The sequence below is a fragment of the Streptomyces sp. NPDC001796 genome, from assembly GCF_042892355.1.
Taxonomy (GTDB): domain Bacteria; phylum Actinomycetota; class Actinomycetes; order Streptomycetales; family Streptomycetaceae; genus Streptomyces.
This window is the reverse complement of record NZ_JBIAUC010000001.1, coordinates 591303-611120: the sequence shown is the minus strand read 5'-3', so window position 1 is coordinate 611120 and position 19818 is coordinate 591303. Positions and strand designations below refer to the sequence as shown.

General features: G+C 72.2%; 18 protein-coding genes. 4 read left to right on the top strand and 14 right to left on the bottom strand.

Annotation, left to right across the window (positions count from 1 at the left end; all coding sequences use genetic code 11):
- Window positions 1–127: 127 nt before the first annotated feature.
- The 3 genes from ACFYZE_RS02710 to ACFYZE_RS02700 are packed head-to-tail and all read right to left on the bottom strand — an operon-like array spanning window position 128 to window position 2861.
- Complete coding sequence (locus tag ACFYZE_RS02710; RefSeq protein WP_263234738.1) at window positions 128–775, bottom strand: response regulator transcription factor; 648 nt, start codon at window positions 773–775, stop codon at window positions 128–130.
- A 50-nt stretch (window positions 776–825) separates the two neighbouring features.
- Window positions 826–2070, bottom strand: coding sequence for a MacS family sensor histidine kinase (gene macS / locus ACFYZE_RS02705; protein WP_388987456.1), 1245 nt, complete (start codon window positions 2068–2070; stop codon window positions 826–828).
- A gap of 53 nt (window positions 2071–2123) precedes the next feature.
- On the bottom strand, window positions 2124–2861 hold the full coding sequence (locus ACFYZE_RS02700; protein ID WP_388987454.1) for a lysophospholipid acyltransferase family protein: 738 nt from the start codon (window positions 2859–2861) through the stop codon (window positions 2124–2126).
- 162 nt (window positions 2862–3023) lie between these two features.
- Between ACFYZE_RS02700 and ACFYZE_RS02695 the strand changes: the two genes are divergently transcribed.
- Entirely contained in the window at window positions 3024–3803 is a 780-nt protein-coding gene (locus ACFYZE_RS02695) for an alpha/beta hydrolase (RefSeq protein ID WP_388987451.1), read from the top strand.
- Window positions 3796–4362 carry a hypothetical protein gene (locus ACFYZE_RS02690; protein WP_388987448.1) on the top strand — a complete coding sequence of 189 codons (567 nt, stop codon included), beginning with the start codon at window positions 3796–3798 and terminating at the stop codon, window positions 4360–4362. Before ACFYZE_RS02695 ends, ACFYZE_RS02690 begins: the two co-directional genes overlap by 8 nt.
- Window positions 4363–4378: 16 nt before the next feature.
- Here ACFYZE_RS02690 and ACFYZE_RS02685 read toward each other — a convergent pair whose 3' ends face one another.
- The 6 genes from ACFYZE_RS02685 to ACFYZE_RS02660 all read right to left on the bottom strand — a co-directional run bounded on the left by ACFYZE_RS02685 (window position 4379) and on the right by ACFYZE_RS02660 (window position 9671).
- The gene (locus ACFYZE_RS02685) at window positions 4379–5137 is read right to left on the bottom strand and encodes an endonuclease/exonuclease/phosphatase family protein (RefSeq protein ID WP_388987445.1); all 759 of its coding nucleotides are present in this window, start codon (window positions 5135–5137) and stop codon (window positions 4379–4381) included.
- A 188-nt stretch (window positions 5138–5325) separates the two neighbouring features.
- Complete coding sequence (locus ACFYZE_RS02680) at window positions 5326–6279, bottom strand: ROK family glucokinase (RefSeq protein WP_388987442.1); 954 nt, start codon at window positions 6277–6279, stop codon at window positions 5326–5328.
- A gap of 134 nt (window positions 6280–6413) precedes the next feature.
- On the bottom strand, window positions 6414–6896 hold the full coding sequence (locus tag ACFYZE_RS02675; protein WP_388987439.1) for a DUF5304 domain-containing protein: 483 nt from the start codon (window positions 6894–6896) through the stop codon (window positions 6414–6416).
- Window positions 6897–6985: 89 nt separating this feature from the next.
- Window positions 6986–8155 carry an ArsA family ATPase gene (locus ACFYZE_RS02670; RefSeq protein ID WP_388987437.1) on the bottom strand — a complete coding sequence of 390 codons (1170 nt, stop codon included), beginning with the start codon at window positions 8153–8155 and terminating at the stop codon, window positions 6986–6988.
- A 112-nt stretch (window positions 8156–8267) separates the two neighbouring features.
- Window positions 8268–8711: an SRPBCC family protein gene (locus ACFYZE_RS02665; protein ID WP_200416974.1), complete on the bottom strand. Its 444-nt coding sequence runs from the start codon at window positions 8709–8711 to the stop codon at window positions 8268–8270.
- A 162-nt stretch (window positions 8712–8873) separates the two neighbouring features.
- The gene (locus tag ACFYZE_RS02660; RefSeq protein ID WP_388987434.1) at window positions 8874–9671 is read right to left on the bottom strand and encodes a metallophosphoesterase; all 798 of its coding nucleotides are present in this window, start codon (window positions 9669–9671) and stop codon (window positions 8874–8876) included.
- Between the two features lie 306 nt (window positions 9672–9977).
- On the opposite strand from ACFYZE_RS02660, the gene ACFYZE_RS02655 reads away from it, so the two are divergent.
- Window positions 9978–11774, top strand: coding sequence for an AMP-dependent synthetase/ligase (locus ACFYZE_RS02655; protein WP_388987431.1), 1797 nt, complete (start codon window positions 9978–9980; stop codon window positions 11772–11774).
- 24 nt (window positions 11775–11798) lie between these two features.
- On the opposite strand, the gene ACFYZE_RS02650 is transcribed toward ACFYZE_RS02655, so the two are convergent.
- Together ACFYZE_RS02650 and ACFYZE_RS02645 are read right to left on the bottom strand one after the other, a co-directional pair.
- Window positions 11799–13421, bottom strand: a complete 1623-nt coding sequence (locus ACFYZE_RS02650; RefSeq protein WP_388987428.1) for a GMC oxidoreductase — start codon at window positions 13419–13421, stop codon at window positions 11799–11801.
- A 178-nt stretch (window positions 13422–13599) separates the two neighbouring features.
- Window positions 13600–14742 carry a glycosyltransferase family 4 protein gene (locus ACFYZE_RS02645; RefSeq protein WP_388987425.1) on the bottom strand — a complete coding sequence of 381 codons (1143 nt, stop codon included), beginning with the start codon at window positions 14740–14742 and terminating at the stop codon, window positions 13600–13602.
- 148 nt (window positions 14743–14890) lie between these two features.
- Here ACFYZE_RS02645 and ACFYZE_RS02640 point away from each other — a divergent pair, with 148 nt between their 5' ends.
- Window positions 14891–16120: a glycosyltransferase 87 family protein gene (locus ACFYZE_RS02640; RefSeq protein WP_388987423.1), complete on the top strand. Its 1230-nt coding sequence runs from the start codon at window positions 14891–14893 to the stop codon at window positions 16118–16120.
- A gap of 42 nt (window positions 16121–16162) precedes the next feature.
- Here ACFYZE_RS02640 and ACFYZE_RS02635 read toward each other — a convergent pair whose 3' ends face one another.
- The 3 genes from ACFYZE_RS02635 to ACFYZE_RS02625 all read right to left on the bottom strand — a co-directional run bounded on the left by ACFYZE_RS02635 (window position 16163) and on the right by ACFYZE_RS02625 (window position 19753).
- The gene (locus ACFYZE_RS02635; RefSeq protein WP_388987420.1) at window positions 16163–17359 is read right to left on the bottom strand and encodes a hypothetical protein; all 1197 of its coding nucleotides are present in this window, start codon (window positions 17357–17359) and stop codon (window positions 16163–16165) included.
- Between the two features lie 64 nt (window positions 17360–17423).
- Window positions 17424–18467: an NlpC/P60 family protein gene (locus ACFYZE_RS02630; protein ID WP_388987418.1), complete on the bottom strand. Its 1044-nt coding sequence runs from the start codon at window positions 18465–18467 to the stop codon at window positions 17424–17426.
- Window positions 18468–18712: 245 nt separating this feature from the next.
- The gene (locus ACFYZE_RS02625) at window positions 18713–19753 is read right to left on the bottom strand and encodes an NlpC/P60 family protein (protein WP_388987415.1); all 1041 of its coding nucleotides are present in this window, start codon (window positions 19751–19753) and stop codon (window positions 18713–18715) included.
- Between the last annotated feature and the right edge of the window lie 65 nt (window positions 19754–19818).

Sequence of the window (19818 nt, the reverse complement as noted above, 5' to 3'; positions counted from 1 at the left end):
GTGACCCAGGTCACTTCGGCATGGGCGGGAAGGTCAATTCCGGTGAATTGTCCGCCAGTTGATCACCGTCAGTCCACTCGAAAGCGGGATATCCGTCCAGAGGTTGACCGGGCGGGTCCGTTCCGGCCTACTCGCCGTCGAGTCCGCGCTCGATCGCGTACCGCACCAGCTCCACCCGGTTGTGCAGCTGGAGCTTGCCCAGAGTGTTCTGGACGTGGTTCTGCACGGTGCGGTGCGAGATCACCAGGCGTTCGGCGATCTGCTTGTAGCTCAGGCCCTTGGCGACCAGACGCAGCACCTCGGTCTCACGGTCGGTCAGCCGCGGTGCCTTCGGCTCGTCGGCGCCGGCGGCGGGGGCCGGTTCGGAGGCGAGGCGGCGGTACTCACCGAGGACGAGCCCCGCCAGGCCGGGGGTGAACACCGGGTCGCCGACCGCCGTGCGGCGCACCGCGTCGATGAGCTCCTGAGTGGACGCCGACTTCAGCAGGTAGCCGGTCGCGCCCGACTTCACCGCCTCCAGCACGTCCGCGTGCTCGCCGCTGGCCGACAGCACCAGCACGCGCAGCGCCGGGTTGGCGCCGACGAGTTCCTTGCAGACCTGGACGCCGGGCTTGGCCGGCAGGTTGAGGTCCAGGACGAGCACGTCCGGCGAGGCGGCCCGGGCCCGGCGCACGGCCTGCTCGCCGTCCCCCGCGGTGGCGACGACCTCGAACCCGGACTCGGCGAGGTCACGGGCGACGGCGTCCCGCCACATGGGGTGATCGTCGACCACCATGACCCTGACCGGCCCCCGCCCCCGCTCGTCCGTCGTCGTGCCGCTCTCCGTCACCGCTGCTCCGCCTTCCCCCGTACGTCCCTGAGGTCCTGCCCGTCCCCCACGGCCTTCGGTAGCTTCAGTTCCACTTCCGTGCCCTGACCCGGGACCGAGATCCACTCGGCCGTGCCGCCGATGTCGCGCAGACGGCCGCGGATCGACTGGGCCACTCCGAGGCGTCCCTCCTGCTCGGCCCGGGCGAGGCGCCCCTCCGGGATGCCCGGCCCGTCGTCCCGCACGGTCACCGCGATCCCCTCCGGCTCGTCCTCGACCAGGATCCAGGCGCGGGCGCCCTCCCCCGCGTGCCGGTGGACATTGTCCAGGGCGGCACCGACGGCGGCGGCCAGCTCCCGTGCCACGGCCGGGGCGAGCGGCACGGGGCAGCCCGGTTCGGACAGCGTCACCCGGGCGCCCGCGTACCGGGCGAGCAGGGTGCGCAGATCGACCGGGCCCTCCTCGGCGTCCGGTTCGTCGACCGCGCGGACGACCGCGCCGAGCGCCGTGTCCTCCGACACCCGCGACGGCGGCACCAGACCCCCGGAGACCAGGGTGCGCAGCGCCACCTCCTGCTCCCCGGCCAGCCGGCCGAGCTCGGCGGCCTCACCGCCGAGCGCGGCGCCGCGCCGCTGCACCATGGCGAGCACCTGGAGCACGCTGTCGTGGATGTCCCGGGCCAGACGCTCCCGCTCCCGGGTCGCGGCCTCGATCTCCAGCGCGCGGGCGAGGGTGCGCTCGGAGGCGCGGGCGACCTCGACGACGTAGCCGATCGCGATGGAGGCGACCCAGACGAGGACCACGTTGTGCACGGTGTCCCGGGCCGGGGAGCCGCGCTCGATCAGGTTCGCCACGGCGACCGGTGTCGAGGCGAAGGCCGCCCAGCGCCAGCCGCCCTTGAGCGCGTACGCCAGGACCGACCCGGCGGTCCATATCGAGGGCAGGGTCGGGCCGCCGGAGGCGATCCGCTCGTGCGAGTCGGCGACGGGCGTGAGGAGGATGCCGGTGAGCGCGATCGCGAGGTCGACGGCCAGGAACCACCTGGTACAGCTCGCCGCGTTCGCGACCCGGGGGAGCGTGGCCAGGGTCCACACGCTCAGCACGACGTAGTACGCGATCGCCGGCCAGGGCCGGGCGAAGGTGTCGTAGGCGGTCGCGAAGAACCCGATCGCGTACAGCATCGTCAGGACCCGGTATCCGGCCAGGGCACGCCACAGCGGCTGCTCGACGGACATCCTGATGACACGCTCGCGCTTGGCCATGTCCCCCCTCTTCTTCGGCCGTTCCCCGCCACCCCAGCCGTACGGGCCGTGTCCTACGAGCCCGCCGGTCCCTTCCCCGCGTCCTTCTGCGCTTCCTTCTGTGCCTGCTTCTCCGCCTTGGCCGCCTCCGCGATCTGCCGCTTGGCGGCGGTCGCGTAGATGTCGACGTACTCCTGGCCTGAGAGCTTCATGATCTCGTACATGACCTCGTCGGTGACCGCGCGCAGCACGAACCGGTCGTGCTCCATGCCCTGGTAGCGGCTGAAGTCCAGCGGCCTGCCGATCCGGATCCCCGGCCGCATCAGCTTGGGGACGACCTTCCCCGGCGGCTGGATCTTCTCCGTGTCGATCATGGCGACCGGGATGACGGGCGCCCCGGTCGCGAGCGCCACGCGCGCGAGGCCGCCGGGCTTGCCCCGGTAGAGACGGCCGTCGGGCGAGCGGGTGCCCTCCGGGTAGATGCCGAACAGCTCGCCGCGCTCCAGCACTTCGATGCCGCTCTTGATGGCGGCCTCGCCCGCGCCGCGTGCTCCCGAGCGGTCCACGGGAAGCTGGCCGACGCCCTTGAAGAAGGCGGCGGTCAGCCGGCCCTTCACACCGGGCGTGGTGAAGTACTCGGCCTTCGCGATGAAGGTCACCTTGCGGTCGAGCACCGCGGGCAGGAAGAACGAGTCCGAGAAGGACAGGTGATTGCTCGCCAGGATCGCGGGGCCCTCGGCGGGAACGTTCTCCAGGCCTTCCACCCACGGCCTGAAGGCGAGCTTCAGCGGCCCCCCGATGGATACCTTCATCGCGCCGTACAACAACCGAGTGCCTCCTGTGTCTGTAGATCAGACCTTAACGCGGCCCGCCGACAAAGGATCCGACGACCCTGGTCGGTGTCAGTGCCGTCGCGTACGGTGAAGTACCTGCAATCGACGTGCCCAGCCCCTTTTCATGAACAGGAGACCGACGTGCCGGTCCTCCCCGGAGCCGAGCCGTACCGCCACCAGGGCGGGGAGATCGGCGTCCTCCTCTGCCACGGCTTCACCGGTTCCCCGCAGTCGCTGCGCCCCTGGGCGGAGCATCTGGCCGAGCGCGGCCTCACCGTCTCGCTGCCGCTGCTGCCCGGGCACGGCACACGCTGGGAGGACATGCAGCTCACCGGCTGGCAGGACTGGTACGGGGAGGTCGACCGCGAGCTGCGCGCCCTGCTCCGGAGCTGCGCGCAGGTGTTCGTGGCCGGCCTGTCCATGGGGGGTGCCCTGGCCCTCCGGCTGGCCGCCAAGCACGGGGACGCGGTCAGCGGCGTCATCGTGGTCAACCCGGCGAACAAGGTGCACGGCCTGTCCGCGTACGCCCTGCCGGTCGCCCGCCACCTCGTGCGGACGACGAAGGGGATCGCCAGCGACATCGCCAAGCCGGGCAGCGTGGAGCTCGGGTACGACCGGGTGCCGCTGCACGCGGCGCACTCGTTGCGGAACTTCTTCCGGGTCGTCGACGGCGAGCTGCCGCAGGTCACCCAGCCGCTGCTGCTCCTGCACAGCCCGCAGGACCACGTGGTGCCGCCGGCCGACTCGGCCCGGATCCTGAGCCGGGTCTCCTCCACGGACGTGCGGGAGATCCTGCTGGAACAGAGCTACCACGTGGCGACGTTGGACCACGACGCGGACCGGATCTTCGAGGAGAGCCACGCGTTCATCGGCCGGCTCGCGCCCAGTGTCGGCAAGGAAGGGACGGCCGCAGGTGGCTGAGCACGACTCCGACCGCGAGGACCGCGAGCCGGACGAGAGGGGTGTGCCCTTCGACGAGGAGGCCGCGTGGGCGGCGATCGTCGCGGGCTACGGCGAGGAGCCGGCGGACCCGCCGGGTTCGAAGCCGTTCAAGCCGGTCGAGGACCTGGCGCTGCCCGACTGGGAGCCGAACAGCGTCACGTTCAAGGACGACGAGAAGAAGGACGGACCGGTGAAGCCGCTGGGCAGCTCGGTGTCCTTCGCCCCCGGGGTCGGCCCTCGGGACTACGCGCCGCCGGAGCCGTCCGAGGACGACTTCGACGAGGACGACGAGGGCCACTTCGTGCCGCCGGAGCCGCCGCCGCTGCCCGCGGCGGACACGACGGCGAAGTTCGCGTGGCTCGCGGTGATCGGTGGCCCGGTGCTGCTTCTGCTGGCGGTGGTGCTGGGCTGGGAGATGAGCTGGTGGCTCGTCACGCTCGGCGTCGGCGGCTTCCTGGGCGGCTTCGCGACCCTCGTCGCCCGCATGAGGACGGACGACGACGGGGACGACGAACCGGGTCGCGGCGCAGTGGTCTGACGAGGCGGTCCGATCCCTACGCGGCGGGGACCCTGAGGGCGGCGAGCACCGGAAGGTGGTCCGTGGCCGCGGTGAGGTCCCGCTCCCTCACGCCGGGGTGGCCGAGGGGGACCCCGCAGCCGAGGACCTCGATGCCGCGGGTGGCGAAGACGGCGTCGATACGGCGTGGGGGGCCGGAGCGGGTCCAGGTGTGCTCGCCGCCCCAAGGAGCGGTGACCCAGGCGTCCTGAAGGTCGGCGGCGAGGCGCTTGAAGGTGGGCCCGTCGGGGGTCTCGTTGAGATCGCCGCCCGCGATCGCGTGCTCGACGCCCATCGCGGCGAGGCGGTCGAGGAGCATGCCGCCCTGTTCGTAGCGCTCGTCGTCCTGCAGGCTCAGATGGCAGCCGATGACGCCGAGCCGGGCGCCGCCGAACCGCACGACCGCCGTGGCGAAGCCGCGGCGGTGCAGGCCGGGGGTGAGGGGCAGCAGGACGTCCTCGGTGCGCTCGACGGTGGCCCGCAGCGAGCAGAGCAGGGCCGGCCCGGCGGCGGTGGCGCCGCCCGAGAGGATCACGAGACCGGAGGCCGCCGCGAGCCGGGCGAGCTTCTTGCGCCACCGGAAGAAACGGGGCGCCTCCTGGACGAGCACGAGGTCGGGGGCGCAGGCGCGGATGACGCGCGCGAGCGCGTCCGTGTCGTCGCGCATCGACCGGATGTTGTAGCTCAGCACCCGGAGGACGGCGGATCCGTCGGCTTCGGTTCGGGAGTCGGGGAGCAGCGGGTCGGAGGTCGCCATGCGGATCAAGATACGCCGCGCCCGGCTGCGGCCCCGCAGGGGTTGCTCGCCTCCCCTCCCCCTACCCGTCCCGTCCAGGGGGCTCCGCCCTTCACCCCGGGACACCCCGCCGGGTCCCGCGGAAACGGCGGCGCCCGCCGGGCCCCTGGGGGCGCGGCGGGCGCCGCCGTACGCGGAACGGGCTGGCGTCACATGATCGGGTCCGGTTCGCGGGCCAGGTCGGCCGCGCCCACCAGGCCCGCCTTGTTGCCCAGCTGGGCCGCGATCACGTCGGCGACCGGGCGCCAGTTGCCGCCCACCAGCCAGCGCTTGTAGGACTTGCGGATCGGGTCCAGGACCAGTTCGCCCTCGTCGGAGAGGCCGCCGCCGACGATGAACGCCGAGGGGTCGAAGAGCGAGGCCAGGTCGGCGAGGCCCGCGCCGGCCCAGCGGGCCAGTTCGCGGTAGGAGTCCACCGCCACCGGGTCGCCCTGGCGCGCGGCCATCGAGATGTGCTTGCCCTCGATGCCGTCCGGGGTGCCGTCGCCCAGCGACAGCAGCACCTCCGCGTTCTCGGGCGTCGCGTTCGCGCGCTGCTTGGCGTAACGGACCAGCGCGCGGCCCGACGCGTACTGCTCCCAGCAGCCCTGCGAGCCGCAACCGCACAGCAGCCCGTCCGGGACCATCCGGATGTGGCCGAACTCGGCGGCGACGCCGAAGTGCCCGCGGCGCAGCTTGTTGCCGATGATGATGCCGCCACCGAGGCCGGTGCCGAGCGTGATGCAGATGACGTTGCGGTGGCCCTTGCCGGCGCCGAACTTGTACTCGCCCCACGCGGCCGCGTTCGCGTCGTTCTCGACGACCACCGGGAGGCCCACGCGGGCCTCGACCTTCTCCTTCAGCGGCTCCTGGCGCCAGTCGATGTTCGGCGCGAAGTAGACCGTCGAGCGCTGACGGTTGACGTATCCGGCAGCACCGATCCCCACGCCGACGATCTCGTGTCCGGCACGGGCGCCCTCGACGGCAGCGGCAATGGCGTCCACGATGGCCTCGGGCGTGCCCGGAGTCGGCACCTTGTGGGTCGAGAGGATGTTGCCTTCCTCGTCGACCACACCGGCCGCGATCTTCGTGCCGCCGATGTCGACGCCGATGGTGAGTCCCATGAATCCCTCAGTTTCGGTCGAGCCCCGCTACGGCCCACCGTACCCGAGGGGCCGTGAGGGTGTCGGTGTCGGACGGCTCCCTGCGCCCTCCCCGACCCCGGCCTCTCCGGCCTCCGACGGCTCTCCCCGCCCGCCTAGTCGAGGTCGATGTGCTCGCCGGGGCCCTCGTCCCCGTCCTGTCGGCGGGGGTCCACGTCGCCGGTCGTGCGGTTGGTCCAGCGCCGCTCCTGGGCCTCGACCGCGGAGCGGTAGGCCGCGAGCAGCTCCGAGCCGGCTGCCGCGAGGTGGTCGAACACGTCGGGGTTGCGCTCGATGACCGGCTCCACCGCCGCCTTGGCCTGCTCCACGACCTGGCGGACCATCTGCTGGGCCGTACCCGAGGCCGCCGCGCCGAGCAGCGGCGCCTGCAGCCCGGACAGCTTGTCCGCGACGGCGTCGACGAGCTTCTTCAGCTCCTCGGCGGCCGAGCCGGGCGGCGGGCCGTACCGGGCCCGGCGGCGGGCCTTCTCCGCGGCGAGGTCCTCGGCGCAAGCTGTCGCCCAGGCGTCGGCGTCGGTCACCCGCACTTCCTCGGCCTCCTCCTGAGCGGCGTCGGGGTAGGGGCGCTCTTCGCTCATGGCGGACTCCTGACTGCGGTTCGTACTACCGACGTTACCCGAACGGGGGTACGTGCTTCATCAGAGGAGGCCGGGGCCGCTCACCGCCCCTACGAGGTGCGCGGCCACAGCTCCGGGTCCGGTGCGAAGCGGATGCGCAGCTCGCCCTCACGCAGCGCCGCCCCCGCCACGGTGCAGCGGCGCAGCGCCGACGGAAGGGGAACGATGCGGCGGAACGGCCCCGCGGTCACCGCGATCTCGTCGCCGCGCCGGACGAGGTCCAGTTCCTCGCGTATCGCGCCGGGCAGCGGAATGTGCCACACGAGCACTCCGTCCTCGGCGAGCCGGTCCTCGACGGGCCACTCGGCCGGGGAGGGCGCCGGATTGACGTCCGGGAGCGCGAGCGCGGCGAGGTCGTCGGCGCCGCGCGGGTCGTGGCCGAGGTGCGGGACGCCGTGCACGGCGTACGCGCCCTGCCACTCCTGAAGGGTCTTGCGCTGCTGGGCGGCGAGCTGCGCGAGCCAGGCGTCGTGGCCTCCGTCGGGCAGGACGCGGTTGGCGACCAGGGTCTCGGGGCGCAGGGTCCGCAGGGCCAGGCCGGTGCCGGCGGCACGGACCGCGTCGGCGGCGGCCGGGCCCGGTTCGGCGACCAGCCACACGCTGGTGGCGCGGTCGGCGAGGACCGCCTCGACGGCGGCCAGTTCGACGTCCCAGCGGGCGCTGGTCTCGTACAGCCACTCGGCGGGCATCGGCACACCCGCGAGCCGGCCGAGGACGGGGCGCAGGGCGCGCGCGGCCTGCCGCTCAGGTGGGAGCAGCCGGCGCAGATAGCGGCGGAGCTCCTCGGGTAGGGCGAGGAGGACGAGCGCCTGCGGAACGGGCGGCAGGTCGACGACGAGGAGGTCGTAGGACTCGGAGAGCGCGGCGTCGCGCAGGGCGCGCAGCAGGGCGAGTTCCTCGGCGCCGGGCAGGGGGGTGACCTCCTCCGCGTCCAGCGGGGCGGCGCCGAGGAGGTCGAGCGCGGTGGCCGCGCGCTCCTGGAAGGCCACGAGGCCGTCGCGGAAGCGGGCGGCGGCGTCCGGGCGCCAGGCGGTGAGGCCGGGTGCGGCCTCGACGGGGCGGGCGCCGGTGGGGACGCCGAGCACGGCACCGAGGGTGTCGGTGCGGTCGGCGCTGAGCACGAGGGTGCGGCTGCCCCGGCGGGCGGCGTTCAGCGCGGTGGCCGCGGCGACGGTGGTCCGGCCGGAGCCGCCCGGGCCGGTGATCAGGATGGTGCGCATGACCGTGAACGGTAACGGAGAGGCACCGCCGCGACGCGACAGCACCCGGCGCGTGCCGTGGCCGTCACCTGTCCCCCGGCCGCACGTCACCTCGCCCGCGGCCCGAAGACCGTCACTTCTCCCCCGACTCCACCCGCTTCTTCAGCCCGGCCAGCGCGCGGTCGGTGATGACCTTCTCCGCCTTGCGCTTGATCATGCCGAGCATCGGGATCTTGACGTCGACGGTCAGCCGGTAGGTCACCTCGGTGGCGCCCGCACCGGCCGGCTTGAGCAGGTACGAGCCGTCCAGGGAGCGCAGCATCTGCGACTTGACGAGGGTCCAGGAGACCTCGCTGTCGCCCGTCCAGGTGTACGCGAGCGTCTGGTCGTCCTTGATGGCACCGGCGTCCATGACGAGGCGCACCTGCTCGGCGCGGCCCTGCTCGTCGGTGGAGAGGACCTCCGCCTCCTTCACCTCGCCCGTCCAGTCCGGGTAGCGCGCGAAGTCGGCGATCACCCGCATGACGTCGGCCGGAGCCGCCTCGATCGTGATGCTCGAGCTGGTGTGTTCCGCCATCGCCGTGGCTCCTCCAGATGCGGTCCGGTGAGGGAGGGTGGTGCGCCGTGCGCACGTGTGTGCAGCGTGAAGGCTACCGCGCACGCGCGGCGCCGCTACCACCCGACCGGGGCTTGGGCCGGCGGGGCCGTCCCAGAGCCCGGGCGCCGCCCCGCGGGCCGCTCACCACTGAAGTACCCAGGGCCTCCCGGTCCCCGCGAAGTGCCCCACGTTCACGCACTCCGTCGCCCCGATCCGCATCCGGCGCATCAGCGGCTGGTGGACGTGTCCGAACAGGGAGTACCGCGGCCGGGTGCGGCGGATGGCGTCGAGCAGGGCCCGGCTGCCGCGCTCGAAGCGGCGCGCCACCGTGTCGTAGACCAGCTCGGGGACCTCCGGCGGGATGTGGGTGCACAGCACGTCCACCTCCCCCACCGCCTCGATCTTGGCCGCGTACTCCTCGTCGCTGATCTCGTACGGGGTGCGCATGGGGGTGCGCAGGCCGCCGCCGACGAAGCCGAAGGTCCAGCCGCCGATCTCCACGCGCTCGCCGTCCAGCACCCGGGTGCCGTCCCCCGCGTACTCCGGCCACAGGGGCGGCAGGTCGACATTGCCGTAGGTGGCGTACGTGGGGGTGGGGAACGCGGCGAACAGCTCGGCGTACTGGCGGCGCACCGCCTTCTCGATCGCGGCGGCGCGGTCCATGCCCACCCCGGCCCACAGCCCGGCGCCGAACGCGCGCGCCTCCTCGTAGCGGCGGGCGGTGCGCAGTTCCACCAGCCGGTGGGCGTTCTCCGTGCCGAACAGGTCGGCGAATATCCCGCGTGAGTGGTCGGCGTAGTCGAGGAAGAGGATCAGGTCGCCCAGACAGATCAGGGCGTCCGCACCCTCGCCGGCTTTGGCCAGGTCGCGCACGTTGCCGTGCACGTCGCTGACCACGTGGACACGCGTCCTGGTGTTACCGCCCGATGTGGGTGCCATGACGATCAAGCGTAAGGCTGTGGGGCAAACGTGAACAGTGGCGGCAGGACCTGCGGTTACTGGCCGGTAAGTCAAGGGTTCGACTACTGTGCGCCGAGGAACGCCAACACGTGTGACGCACGGAACATCTCGTCGGGACCCCCTGTCGGAGAAGCCATACCGGCGGGTAACGTCCGGGCAGTCCAGTCGTGCTCAGGGTTTCAACCAGTGAATCCCGGAGGAATCCTGAGCACCTGACCGAGCCTTGGACCACACCGTCGCAGCACACAGAGTCGTGGCGTCGGCGCCCTGTGAGGAGCAGCAGTCTTGCGCGAGTTCAGCCTTCCGGCTTTGTACGAGGTCCCTGCGGACGGAAACCTGACCGACATCGTCCGCAGAAACGCCGCGCAACATCCGGACGTCGCCGTCATCGCCCGCAAGGTGGCGGGCGCCTGGCAGGACGTCACCGCCGCCGCCTTCCTCGCCGAGGTGCAGGCCGCGGCGAAGGGCCTGATCGCCTCCGGAGTGCAGCCGGGCGACCGGGTGGGCCTCATGTCGCGGACCCGCTACGAATGGACGCTGCTGGACTTCGCGATCTGGAGCGCGGGCGGGGTCACCGTGCCGGTGTACGAGACCAGCTCGCCGGAGCAGGTGCAGTGGATCCTCAGCGACTCGGGTGCGACCGCCTGCATCGTGGAGCAGGACGCGCACGCCGCGGCCGTCGACACGGTGCGCGAGAAGCTGCCCGCGCTCAAGCACGTCTGGCAGATCGAGGCCGGGGCCGTGGAGGAGCTGGGCCGTGTCGGCCGGGACGTCAGCGACACGGCGGTCGAGGAGCGCAGCTCCCTCGCCAAGGCCGACGATCCGGCGACGATCGTCTACACCAGCGGCACCACCGGGCGCCCCAAGGGCTGTGTACTGACCCACCGCAACTTCTTCGCCGAGTGCGGGAACGTCGTGGAGCGGCTGCGCCCCCTGTTCCGTACCGGCGAGTGCTCGGTGCTGCTCTTCCTGCCGCTCGCGCACGTCTTCGGGCGTCTGGTGCAGATCGCGCCGATGATGGCGCCGATCAAGCTGGGCTGTGTCCCGGACATCAAGAACCTCACGGACGAACTGGCCGCGTTCCGGCCGACGCTGGTCCTCGGCGTGCCGCGCGTGTTCGAGAAGGTCTACAACTCGGCGCGCGCCAAGGCGCAGGCGGACGGCAAGGGGAAGATCTTCGACAAGGCGGCGGACGCGGCGATCGCCTACAGCAAGGCGCTGGACTCGCCGTCCGGTCCGTCCCTCGGCCTGAAGATCAAGCACAAGGCGTTCGACAAGCTCGTCTACAGCAAGCTGCGCGCGGTGCTGGGCGGCCGCGGCGAGTACGCCATCTCGGGCGGCGCCCCGTTGGGCGAGCGCCTCGGCCACTTCTTCCGCGGCATCGGCTTCACGGTCCTGGAGGGCTACGGCCTGACCGAGTCCTGTGCGGCGACGGCGTTCAACCCGTGGGACCGGCAGAAGATCGGTACGGTCGGCCAGCCGCTGCCGGGTTCCGTGATCCGTATCGCGGACGACGGCGAGGTGCTGCTGCACGGCGAGCACCTGTTCAAGGGCTACTGGAACAACGAGGCCGCGACCGCGGAGGCGCTGGCCGACGGCTGGTTCCACACCGGTGACATCGGCACCCTCGACGAGGACGGCTACCTCAGGATCACCGGCCGCAAGAAGGAGATCATCGTCACCGCGGGCGGCAAGAACGTGGCCCCGGCCGTGATCGAGGACCGTATCCGGGCGCACGCGCTGGTCGCGGAGTGCATGGTGGTGGGCGACGGGCGTCCGTTCGTGGGTGCGCTGATCACGATCGACGAGGAGTTCCTGGGCCGCTGGGCGGCCGAGCACGGCAAGCCGGCGGGTTCCACCGCGGCGTCGCTGTGTGACGACCCGGATCTGCTCGCCGCGGTCCAGGACGCGGTCGACGACGGCAACGCCGCGGTGTCGAAGGCGGAATCGGTGCGGAAGTTCCGCATTCTCCCCTCCCAGTTCACCGAGGAGTCGGGCCACCTCACGCCGTCCCTGAAGCTCAAGCGGAACGTGGTGGCGAGGGACTACGCGGAGGAGATCGAGGCCCTGTACCGGAAGTAGTCAGGCCCTCTCCCGCATCTCACGTCATGGCGCGGTGTCCTCGGCGAGGACCCGCGCCATGGTGCGTTCCGCGAGCGCGGTGATGGTGAGGAACGGGTTCACGCCGAGGTTGCCGGGCACCAGGGAGCCGTCGGTGACGTACAGCCTGGAGCAGCCCTTCACCCGGCCGTGGTCGTCCGTCGCCCTGCCGAGGACGCAGCCGCCGAGCGGGTGGTAGGTGAAGTCGTCGGCGAAGACCTTGCTGCCGGAGCCGAAGAGGTCGTACCGGTAGATGGTCGAGTTGGCGGTGTTGATCCGGTCGAAGAGCTTCTTGGCCATGCTCACCGAGACGGCGCTCTGCGCGGCGGTCCAGCCGAGTTTCACGCCGTCGGTCGAGGGGTCGTAGGAGAACGCGGCCCGCTGGGGGTTCTTGGTGATCGCCAGATAGAGGCTGACCCAGTGCTCAAGCCCCGTCGGCAGCGGGGCAATCTCGGCGAAAACGGGATTGTCGGCGTTGGCCCAGTCGTCGATGCCCAGCACGGGGATGGTGGACTCGTCGGCACCGACCGTGTCCCAGACGTGGTTGGCGCGGCCGAGCATCACGTTGCCGTTGGGGCCCCAGCCGGTGCCGACGCTCGCGTCGAGCGCGGGCAGGGTGCCCGTCTCCCGTGCGCGGACCAGGAGTTCGGTGGTGCCGATGCTGCCGGCCGCGAGGAAGAGGTACGTGCACCCGTACTGCTTGGTCTCGACGACCGCGCCGGTCACGTCGATCCGGTCGGCGGTCAGTACGAAGGTGCCGTCGGCGGCTCTTCGGATCTCCCTGACCCGCTCCAGGGTGTTGATGGTCACATTGCCGGTGCCGAGCGCGGAGGCGAGGTAGGTCCTGTCGAGGCTGCGTTTGCCGTGGTTGTTGCCGTAGATGACCTCGCCGGCCAGTGCGGACCTGGTGGCGGTGCCGTCCGCCTCGCGCCGCATGTAGGTGAAGTCGTAGACGTTGGGCACGAAGGTGGTCCTCAGGCCGGCGTTCGCGGCGGCCTTCCGGGAGGTGCGGGCGAACCGGTACCACTCGGTCGACTCGAACCAGGCGGGGTCGATCGTGTTGACCCCGAGCATGGCGCGGGCGCGCGGGAAGTAGGTGCCGTACATCTCGGCGGCGTCGACGGTGGGGAACTGCTCGCTGAAGTACGACTGGACGGGTGTGACCGCCATGCCGCCGTTGACGAGGGAGCCGCCGCCGACGCCGCGGCCCACGTACACGGACATGGCGTCGAAGTGCACACGGTCGAGGACGCCGGGGTAGGGGCTGATGTCCCGGTTGACGACGTCCAGCCAGAGGAAGGTGTCGAGCGGGGCCTCGGTGCGGGTGCGGAACCACATGGACCTGCGGTCCGGGGCGCTGGTGGAACAGAACACCGTGCCGTCGGGGCCGGGGGTGTTCCACAGGCGGCCCATCTCGAGGACGAGGGTGCGGATGCCGGCCTGGCCGAGGCGGAGGGCGGCTACGGCGCCGCCGTAACCGGAGCCGACGACTATGGCCGGGGAGGATTCGACGGCGTCGGGCTCTGCGGCTTGGGCCGACTTCAGGTTGATGCGGGTGAACCCTAGGGTGGCTGCCGTCTGCAGGGCTGCGAAGCCCAGTATCTGACGACGCGTCAGGTTTGGTGTCATGGGCGCAGCATCGGCGGAGGCTTGCCTTCCGGCTAGGGGTTTGTCGGTTTTTGCCGCCATCCGGGGTGCCCCGTGTTCCTGCCCGGCGACTGCGGGTGGATTGTGGCTGATCGCGCCCACGCGGCGGAGCCGCATATCGATACAGCCCCGCGCCCCTGAAGGGGCGCGCCCAGCCCTCTTACAGAAGTTCCCGGAGCCTCTCCGCCAGCAAGTCCCAGCGCCACCGCTCCTCGACCCACCGCCTGCCCCGCTCCCCCATCCTGCGTCGCAGCTCCGGGTCTCCCAGGAGGGTGGTGATGCGGTCCGCCGTCTCCTCCTCCGAGCCGCCCCGCACCACCCATCCCGTCTCGCCGTCCAGGACCGCGTCCGGGGCGCCGCCCGAGTCGCCGGCCACCACCGGCAGGCCCGTCGCGGAGGCCTCCAGGTAGACGATGCCGAGGCCCTCCACGTCCAGGCCGCCCCTGCGGGTGCGGCACGGCATGGCAAAGACGTCGCCCGCCCCGTAGTGCGCGGGCAGTTGGGACCAGGGCACGGCGCCGGTGAAGAGGACCGCGTCGGCGACCCCGGTGTCCTGGGCGAGCCTGCGCAGGTCCCTCTCGTAGGGCCCGCCCCCGACGATCAGCAGGACCGTCTCCGGCTCCTTGGCGAGGATGTGCGGCAGCGCCCGGATCAGGGTGTCCTGGCCCTTGCGCGGGACCAGGCGGGAGACGCAGACCACCACCGGGCGGTCCGTGAGGCCCAGGCGGGCGCGGACCTCGTCGCCGCCCGAGCCGGGGTGGAAGGTCTTCTCGTCGACGCCCGGCGGCAGCTGCACCATCCGCCCCGCCGCCTGAGGGGTGAGCGCGGTGGCGATGCGGGAGCGCGTGTACTCGCCGAGGTAGGTGATCGTGTCCGTGGACTCACCGATGCGACGCAACAGCGTGCGTGCGGCGGGCAGTTGGGCCCAGCCCGCCTCGTGGCCGTGCGTGGTGGCGACCAGCCGCCGAGCCCCGGCGCGCCGCAGCGCCGGGGCCATCAGGCCGAGCGGCGCCGCCGCCCCGAACCACACCGAGGTGCAGCCGTGCTCCCGCAGCAGCCCCACGGCCCGCCGGGTCGCGGCCGGCGTCGGCAGCAGCATCGTCGTCCGGTCCCGTACGACGGTGAAGGGCTGCTCGGCGTCGAAGGCGGCCGTCGCCTCGGCGCCCTCCCGGCCGCGCTTCCAGGTGGAGGCGTAGACCACCAGCCGGTCGGGGTCCAGGCGGAGCGCCATGTTGTGCAGGAACGCCTGGATACCGCCGGGCCGCGGCGGAAAATCGTTGGTCACGATGAGGGTCTTGTCCATCGTCGTCGACAGTACCGAACCGGTTGTGCGACCGTACTCACAGCGCCGTACGGCCGCGTTTGGCGCCCCCCGCCCGGCTCGACGCGAGATCATGGCCCCTCGGCCACAGCGGTACCCGACGCGTGAGGACAGGGAACTGAAGGTGTACATGGCGGGCGCACGGCGCATTCCAATCTGGCTGCTGCTCGCCACCTGGTTGCTGACCAGACTCGTCCTGCTGCTCTTCGTCTTCAAGGTCTGGGTCTTCCCCGGACCGGACGTCACCAGCGACGTCTCGGTGATCTACCAGGGCTGGTACGAGACCCTGCGCACCGGCAGGTTCCCCCAGGGCGACGTCACCTGGCAGTATCCGCCCGCCGCGGCGCTCGCGATCCTGTCCCCCGCGCTGCTGCCCTTCCTGCAGTACACGCAGGCGTTCTTCGTGCTCGCCTGCGTCGCCGACCTGGCGGGTTTCGGTCTTCTGCTGTACGCGGGCCTTAGGGGCGGCAAGTCCGTGCGCGGCGCCTGGGTGTGGGTGGTCGGGGTTCCGCTGCTCGGCCCGACGGTGTACGCCCGCTACGACCTGATGGTGACGGCCGTGGCGGTCGCCGCGCTGCTGGCCGGGATGCGCCGCCCGCGGGTGATGGGAGCGCTCGCGGCGTTCGGCGCGCTGCTGAAGGTGTGGCCGGCGCTGCTGCTGGTGGGCGCCGGCAGGCGCCGGGCCTGGGTCTCGGCGGTGGCGACGGCGGGCGCTCTCGCCCTGCTGTTCACCGTGGCGACGCCCGGCGCCTTCTCCTTCCTGACCGCCCAGCGCGACCGCGGCACCGAAGTGGAATCGCTGGGCTCGCTGGTGTTCCACGTGGTCCGGCACCACGGCTGGGAGGGCCGGGTGATGCTCAACTACGGCTCGGTGGAGTTCCTCGGCCCCTACGTCGACTGGGTCAGCGCGGCGGCCCTCTTCCTGACCGTGATCGCGTTCGGCTGGCTGCTGCTGTGGCGGGTGAGCGCGCGCCGCCTGCCGCCGCACACGCTCGCGGACGCGGCCTTCGTGGCGGTGCTGCTGTTCACGCTCACCAGCCGGGTGATCAGCCCGCAGTACATGGTCTGGCTGGTCGGGCTCGCGGCCGTCTGCCTGTGCTTCCCCGGCAGCCGGATGCTCCTGCCCACCGGGCTGGTCCTGGCCGCCTGCCTCGCCACGGTCCTGGAGTTCCCGGTGTACTTCGCGAACGTGGTGGCGAGCGACCGGCTGGGCGTCACCCTCCTCGCCGCGCGCAACGGCCTGCTGCTGCTCGCCGCGCTGACCGCGGCCAGGGCCCTGTGGCGCACCACGGTCTCCCACCCGACCGCGACCGTGCCGCCTCAGACCGCCCGCACCCAGGAGACGCTGACGCGCTCCTGAGCGACGTCCCCTGCTCGCTGCCGGACCGGACCGACCCCGGCCTCAGTGGAGTTGGGACCTCAGATACGCCCGCCACTGCTGCGTGAACTTCTCCTGGGTCGTGCCGAGCACCCTTGTGAGGGCCGTCTCGAGAGATCCCTCACGCTTCCCGTGGTCGCCGACCGCCCGGTAGAAGTCGTTCAGCCGGGCCTCGCCCCAGCGGTCGGCGATCATCCGGCAGGCCATCCAGCCGCTTTCGTAGGCCTGCGCCAGTTTGCCCGCGTCCCCGGAGAAGGCGAAGTCGGAGTCCCGCGGCAGCGTGGTCGGGGCGGTGCCGAGCCCGACGGCGCGCTGGAGTTCGGGTGCCACCTGGGCGGGGGTCCGGCCGGTGCGGCGGTAGCCGACCCAGTCGGCGTACCCCTCGGAGAGCCACAGGGGTGTGGCCGCCGTGGTGTGGCGGCGGGTGGCGACATGAGTGGTCTCGTGGGTGAGGACGACCTGTTTGCCGAGGTCGCCGAGGACGGCGTAGGCGTCCGGGTTGACGGTGATCCGGTCCGCGGGCGCCGCCCCGCTCCCGCCGACCTCGCCGGTGGTGACCGCGGCTATCCCCCGGTACCCGGACGCCGGCGCGCCGAGCAGCGCCGCCATGCCCTCCAGCGACTTCGGTACGAGCACCACGACCCGGCCCGGCCAGCCGGTCCCCCACGCCTCGGTGACGGCGGGCACCGCCCGGTCCGCGAGGCGCGCGTACTCCCGCAGCGCCTGCCGGGGTTGCCCGACGCCGAGGACGAGGCTGTGCGCGCCGCGGACCGCCTCGACGGCCCCCTGGTCCCACAGTTGCCGGGCGGCCTTCCGCGCGGGCTCGTCGGAGCTGACGTACCAGCGTCCGCCGGTGCGGGCCAGCCGCAGTGACCGGGCGGCGGTGACCGGCGCCCGGTCGTATCCCCTGACGCGGTAGCGCAGTTCGGCGTCGGCGGTGGCGCGGTCACCGGTCAGGTGAACGGCGGTGAGCCGGTACGACCAGGCGGCCAGCGGCACGGCGCGCAGGTTGTCGAACCCGGCGGCGCCTGCGGTGCGGGTCTGGGTCGCGAGGAACGCCGAGCGGTCGCCGTCCAGGACAGCCGTCGCCCGCCGGTCGAGCAGCTGCCGCACGGCGGCCGTCCCGTTCCCGGCGGGGACGGCGCCGCCGCAGCCGACGAGCCCCGCCAGCAGCAGGACACAGCAGGCCACGATCCCCGACGCACGCCCACGATCAGCCACCGTCCGATCGTACGCGGCGCCCGTGCGCCGCTCGCGCGCCGGTTTCGGCCGCGGACCGGTGCCTTCAGGGCCTGGTGACCGAGGCGATCGGCATCATGCCGACCGGGTCGTAGCGCACCGCCGCACCCGGGTGGGGTGCGTGGATGACCTGGCCGTTGCCGACGTACATCGCCACATGGCTGGCGTCGGAGCGGTAGACGACCAGGTCTCCGGGCTGGGCCTGGGACAGCGGCACCTGGCGGCCGGCGTAGCGCTGCTCCTGCGAGGTGCGCGGCAGTCCGACGCCCGCCCGCGCGTACGCCCACTGCATGAGGCCCGAACAGTCGAAGCCGCCCGGCCCGTTGGCGCCCCACACATACGGGCGGCCGAGCGCCGAGCGGGCAGCGGCGACGGCCGCCGCCGCGCGGGAGTCGGGCGCCGCGGCGGGGGCGAGGCCGGGCATCTCGCCGGCGGAGCGGGAGGCCCGCTGGTAGGCGGTGCGCTCCTCGGACGGCAGGGAGTTCAGCAGCCGCTGTGCCGCGACGAGTTTCCGCTCCACGGCCTTCTTGTGCTGCGCGACCGCCTCACGGCTCTTCTCCAACTGGGCGAGCTCACCGGCCACGACCGCGCGTTCCCGGGCCAACCGGCGCAGCGCTGCCTGGAGTTCCTTGAGCTGACCGGCCTGGCGGGCGCCCATCCGGTCCAGCACGGCCGCCTTGTCGAGGTACTCGCCGGGGTCGTCCGACAGCAGCAGCGCGAGGGAGGAGGCGAGTCCGCCGGAGCGGTACTGGACCCCGGCGAGCGCACCGAGCGCGTCCCGCATGCTGTTGACGCGGTCCTGCTGCCGGGCGACGCTGTCCTGTGCCCGGCCGACGTCCCGGCGCAGCGCGTCGGCGCGTTCCCCGGCCTTGTTGTAGGCCTCGGTGGCCTGCTCCGCCTCCCGGTACAGCCGGTCCACGGTGGCCCGGGTGTCGCGTGGCGCGGCGTTCGCCGGTACGGCGCCCAGTGTCGCCGCGGCCGCCGCTGCGGCGGACAGTACGGCGGCTGCCCTCTTCAGGGCTCGGTTGGACTCCGCGGCACTGGCGCCCTGGCGCATGCCGGACGGTGCAAGGCGGCGATGGGACCCCACGACCGGTCGCTCTCCTTCCGCTGACGAACCCCCCGCCGGACGGCGGGGGAAACGCGGCAGACAGTAGCGGGGTGATCACCGGGGGTCCAAAGACCTCGAGCGGCCGACAGAGCGACGCCCCGCCGCTGACGCAGGTCATCGGCGGGGCGTGGAGTCAGCAGGAGTCGCTGGAATTCGCTCGTTCGGGCGGTGTGGTGTCGTGCGGTTCGAGGAACTGGGTAACCGGGCCGGTTGGGAACCGGCAATCAGACCCGGACGCCGAACATGAACGGCCCGCCGATCGTGGACATCGACTCGTAGCGGACGACGGTGCCGGTGCGCGGTGCGTGCAGGATCTGGCCGTTGCCCGCGTAGAGACCCACATGGTGGATGTCGTTGAAGAAGAAGACCAGGTCGCCGACCTGGAGGTCGTTGACCGAGTAGATGCGGGTGCCTATGTTCGCCTGCTCCTGCGAGGTACGCGGGATGGAGACGCCGGCCTGCGCGTACGCCCAGGAGGTCAGACCCGAGCAGTCGTAGGCGTTGGGGCCCGTGGCGCCGTAGACGTACGGCTTGCCGATCTGGCTCTGGGCGGCGGAGAAGGCGGCACCGGCCCGGCCGGAGCCGACGCCGACGGACACACTGAGCGCGGTGCGCTCGCTGGCCCGGCTGGCGCGGTCCTGGTCGGCCTGGAGGGCGGCCCGCTGCTGGGCGGTGAGGCTGTTGAGGAGCTTCTGCGCCGCGGCCAGCTTGCCCTGGACTTCCTGCTTCTTCTTGCCCAGTTCGGTGCGGGTGGCGGCGAGGTCCTTGAGCTTGTCGGTGGCTTCCTGACGCTCCTGAGCCAGCTCGCGCTGTTTCTCCTGGATCTTCTTCAGCGCCTCGACCTGCTGGCTGCTCAACTGGTCGAGGGTGGACGCCTTGTCGAGGTAGTCGTCCGGGTTCGAGGAGAGGAAGAGCTGGAGGGAGGGGTCGATGCTGCCGGTGCGGTACTGGGCGCTGGCCATGGTGCCGATGCCGTCGCGCAGCTTGTTGAGCTCGTCCTGGCCCCGGGCGACCTTGTCCTGGAGGGTGGATATCTCCTGCTGGAGCTTCTCCTGCTTCTCCTTGGCCCCGTTGTACTGCTCGGTGGCCTTCTCCGCGTCCTGGTAGAGCTTGTCGACCTTGGACTTGACCTCGTCCACGCTCGGCTTGGCACTGGGCGCCGCGTTGGCGGCGTTCGCGCTGAACGCGACAGCGGCGGCGGCCGCTGTGGTCAGCACGGTCACACGTGCACGGCTCGGTTGCTTGGGTCGACGGTGGGACGCCACTGGAAGCAGGCTCCTTCTTCTGAGTGATCACCCGCTCGGAGGTTCGAGGCCAGACCCTAGTGACC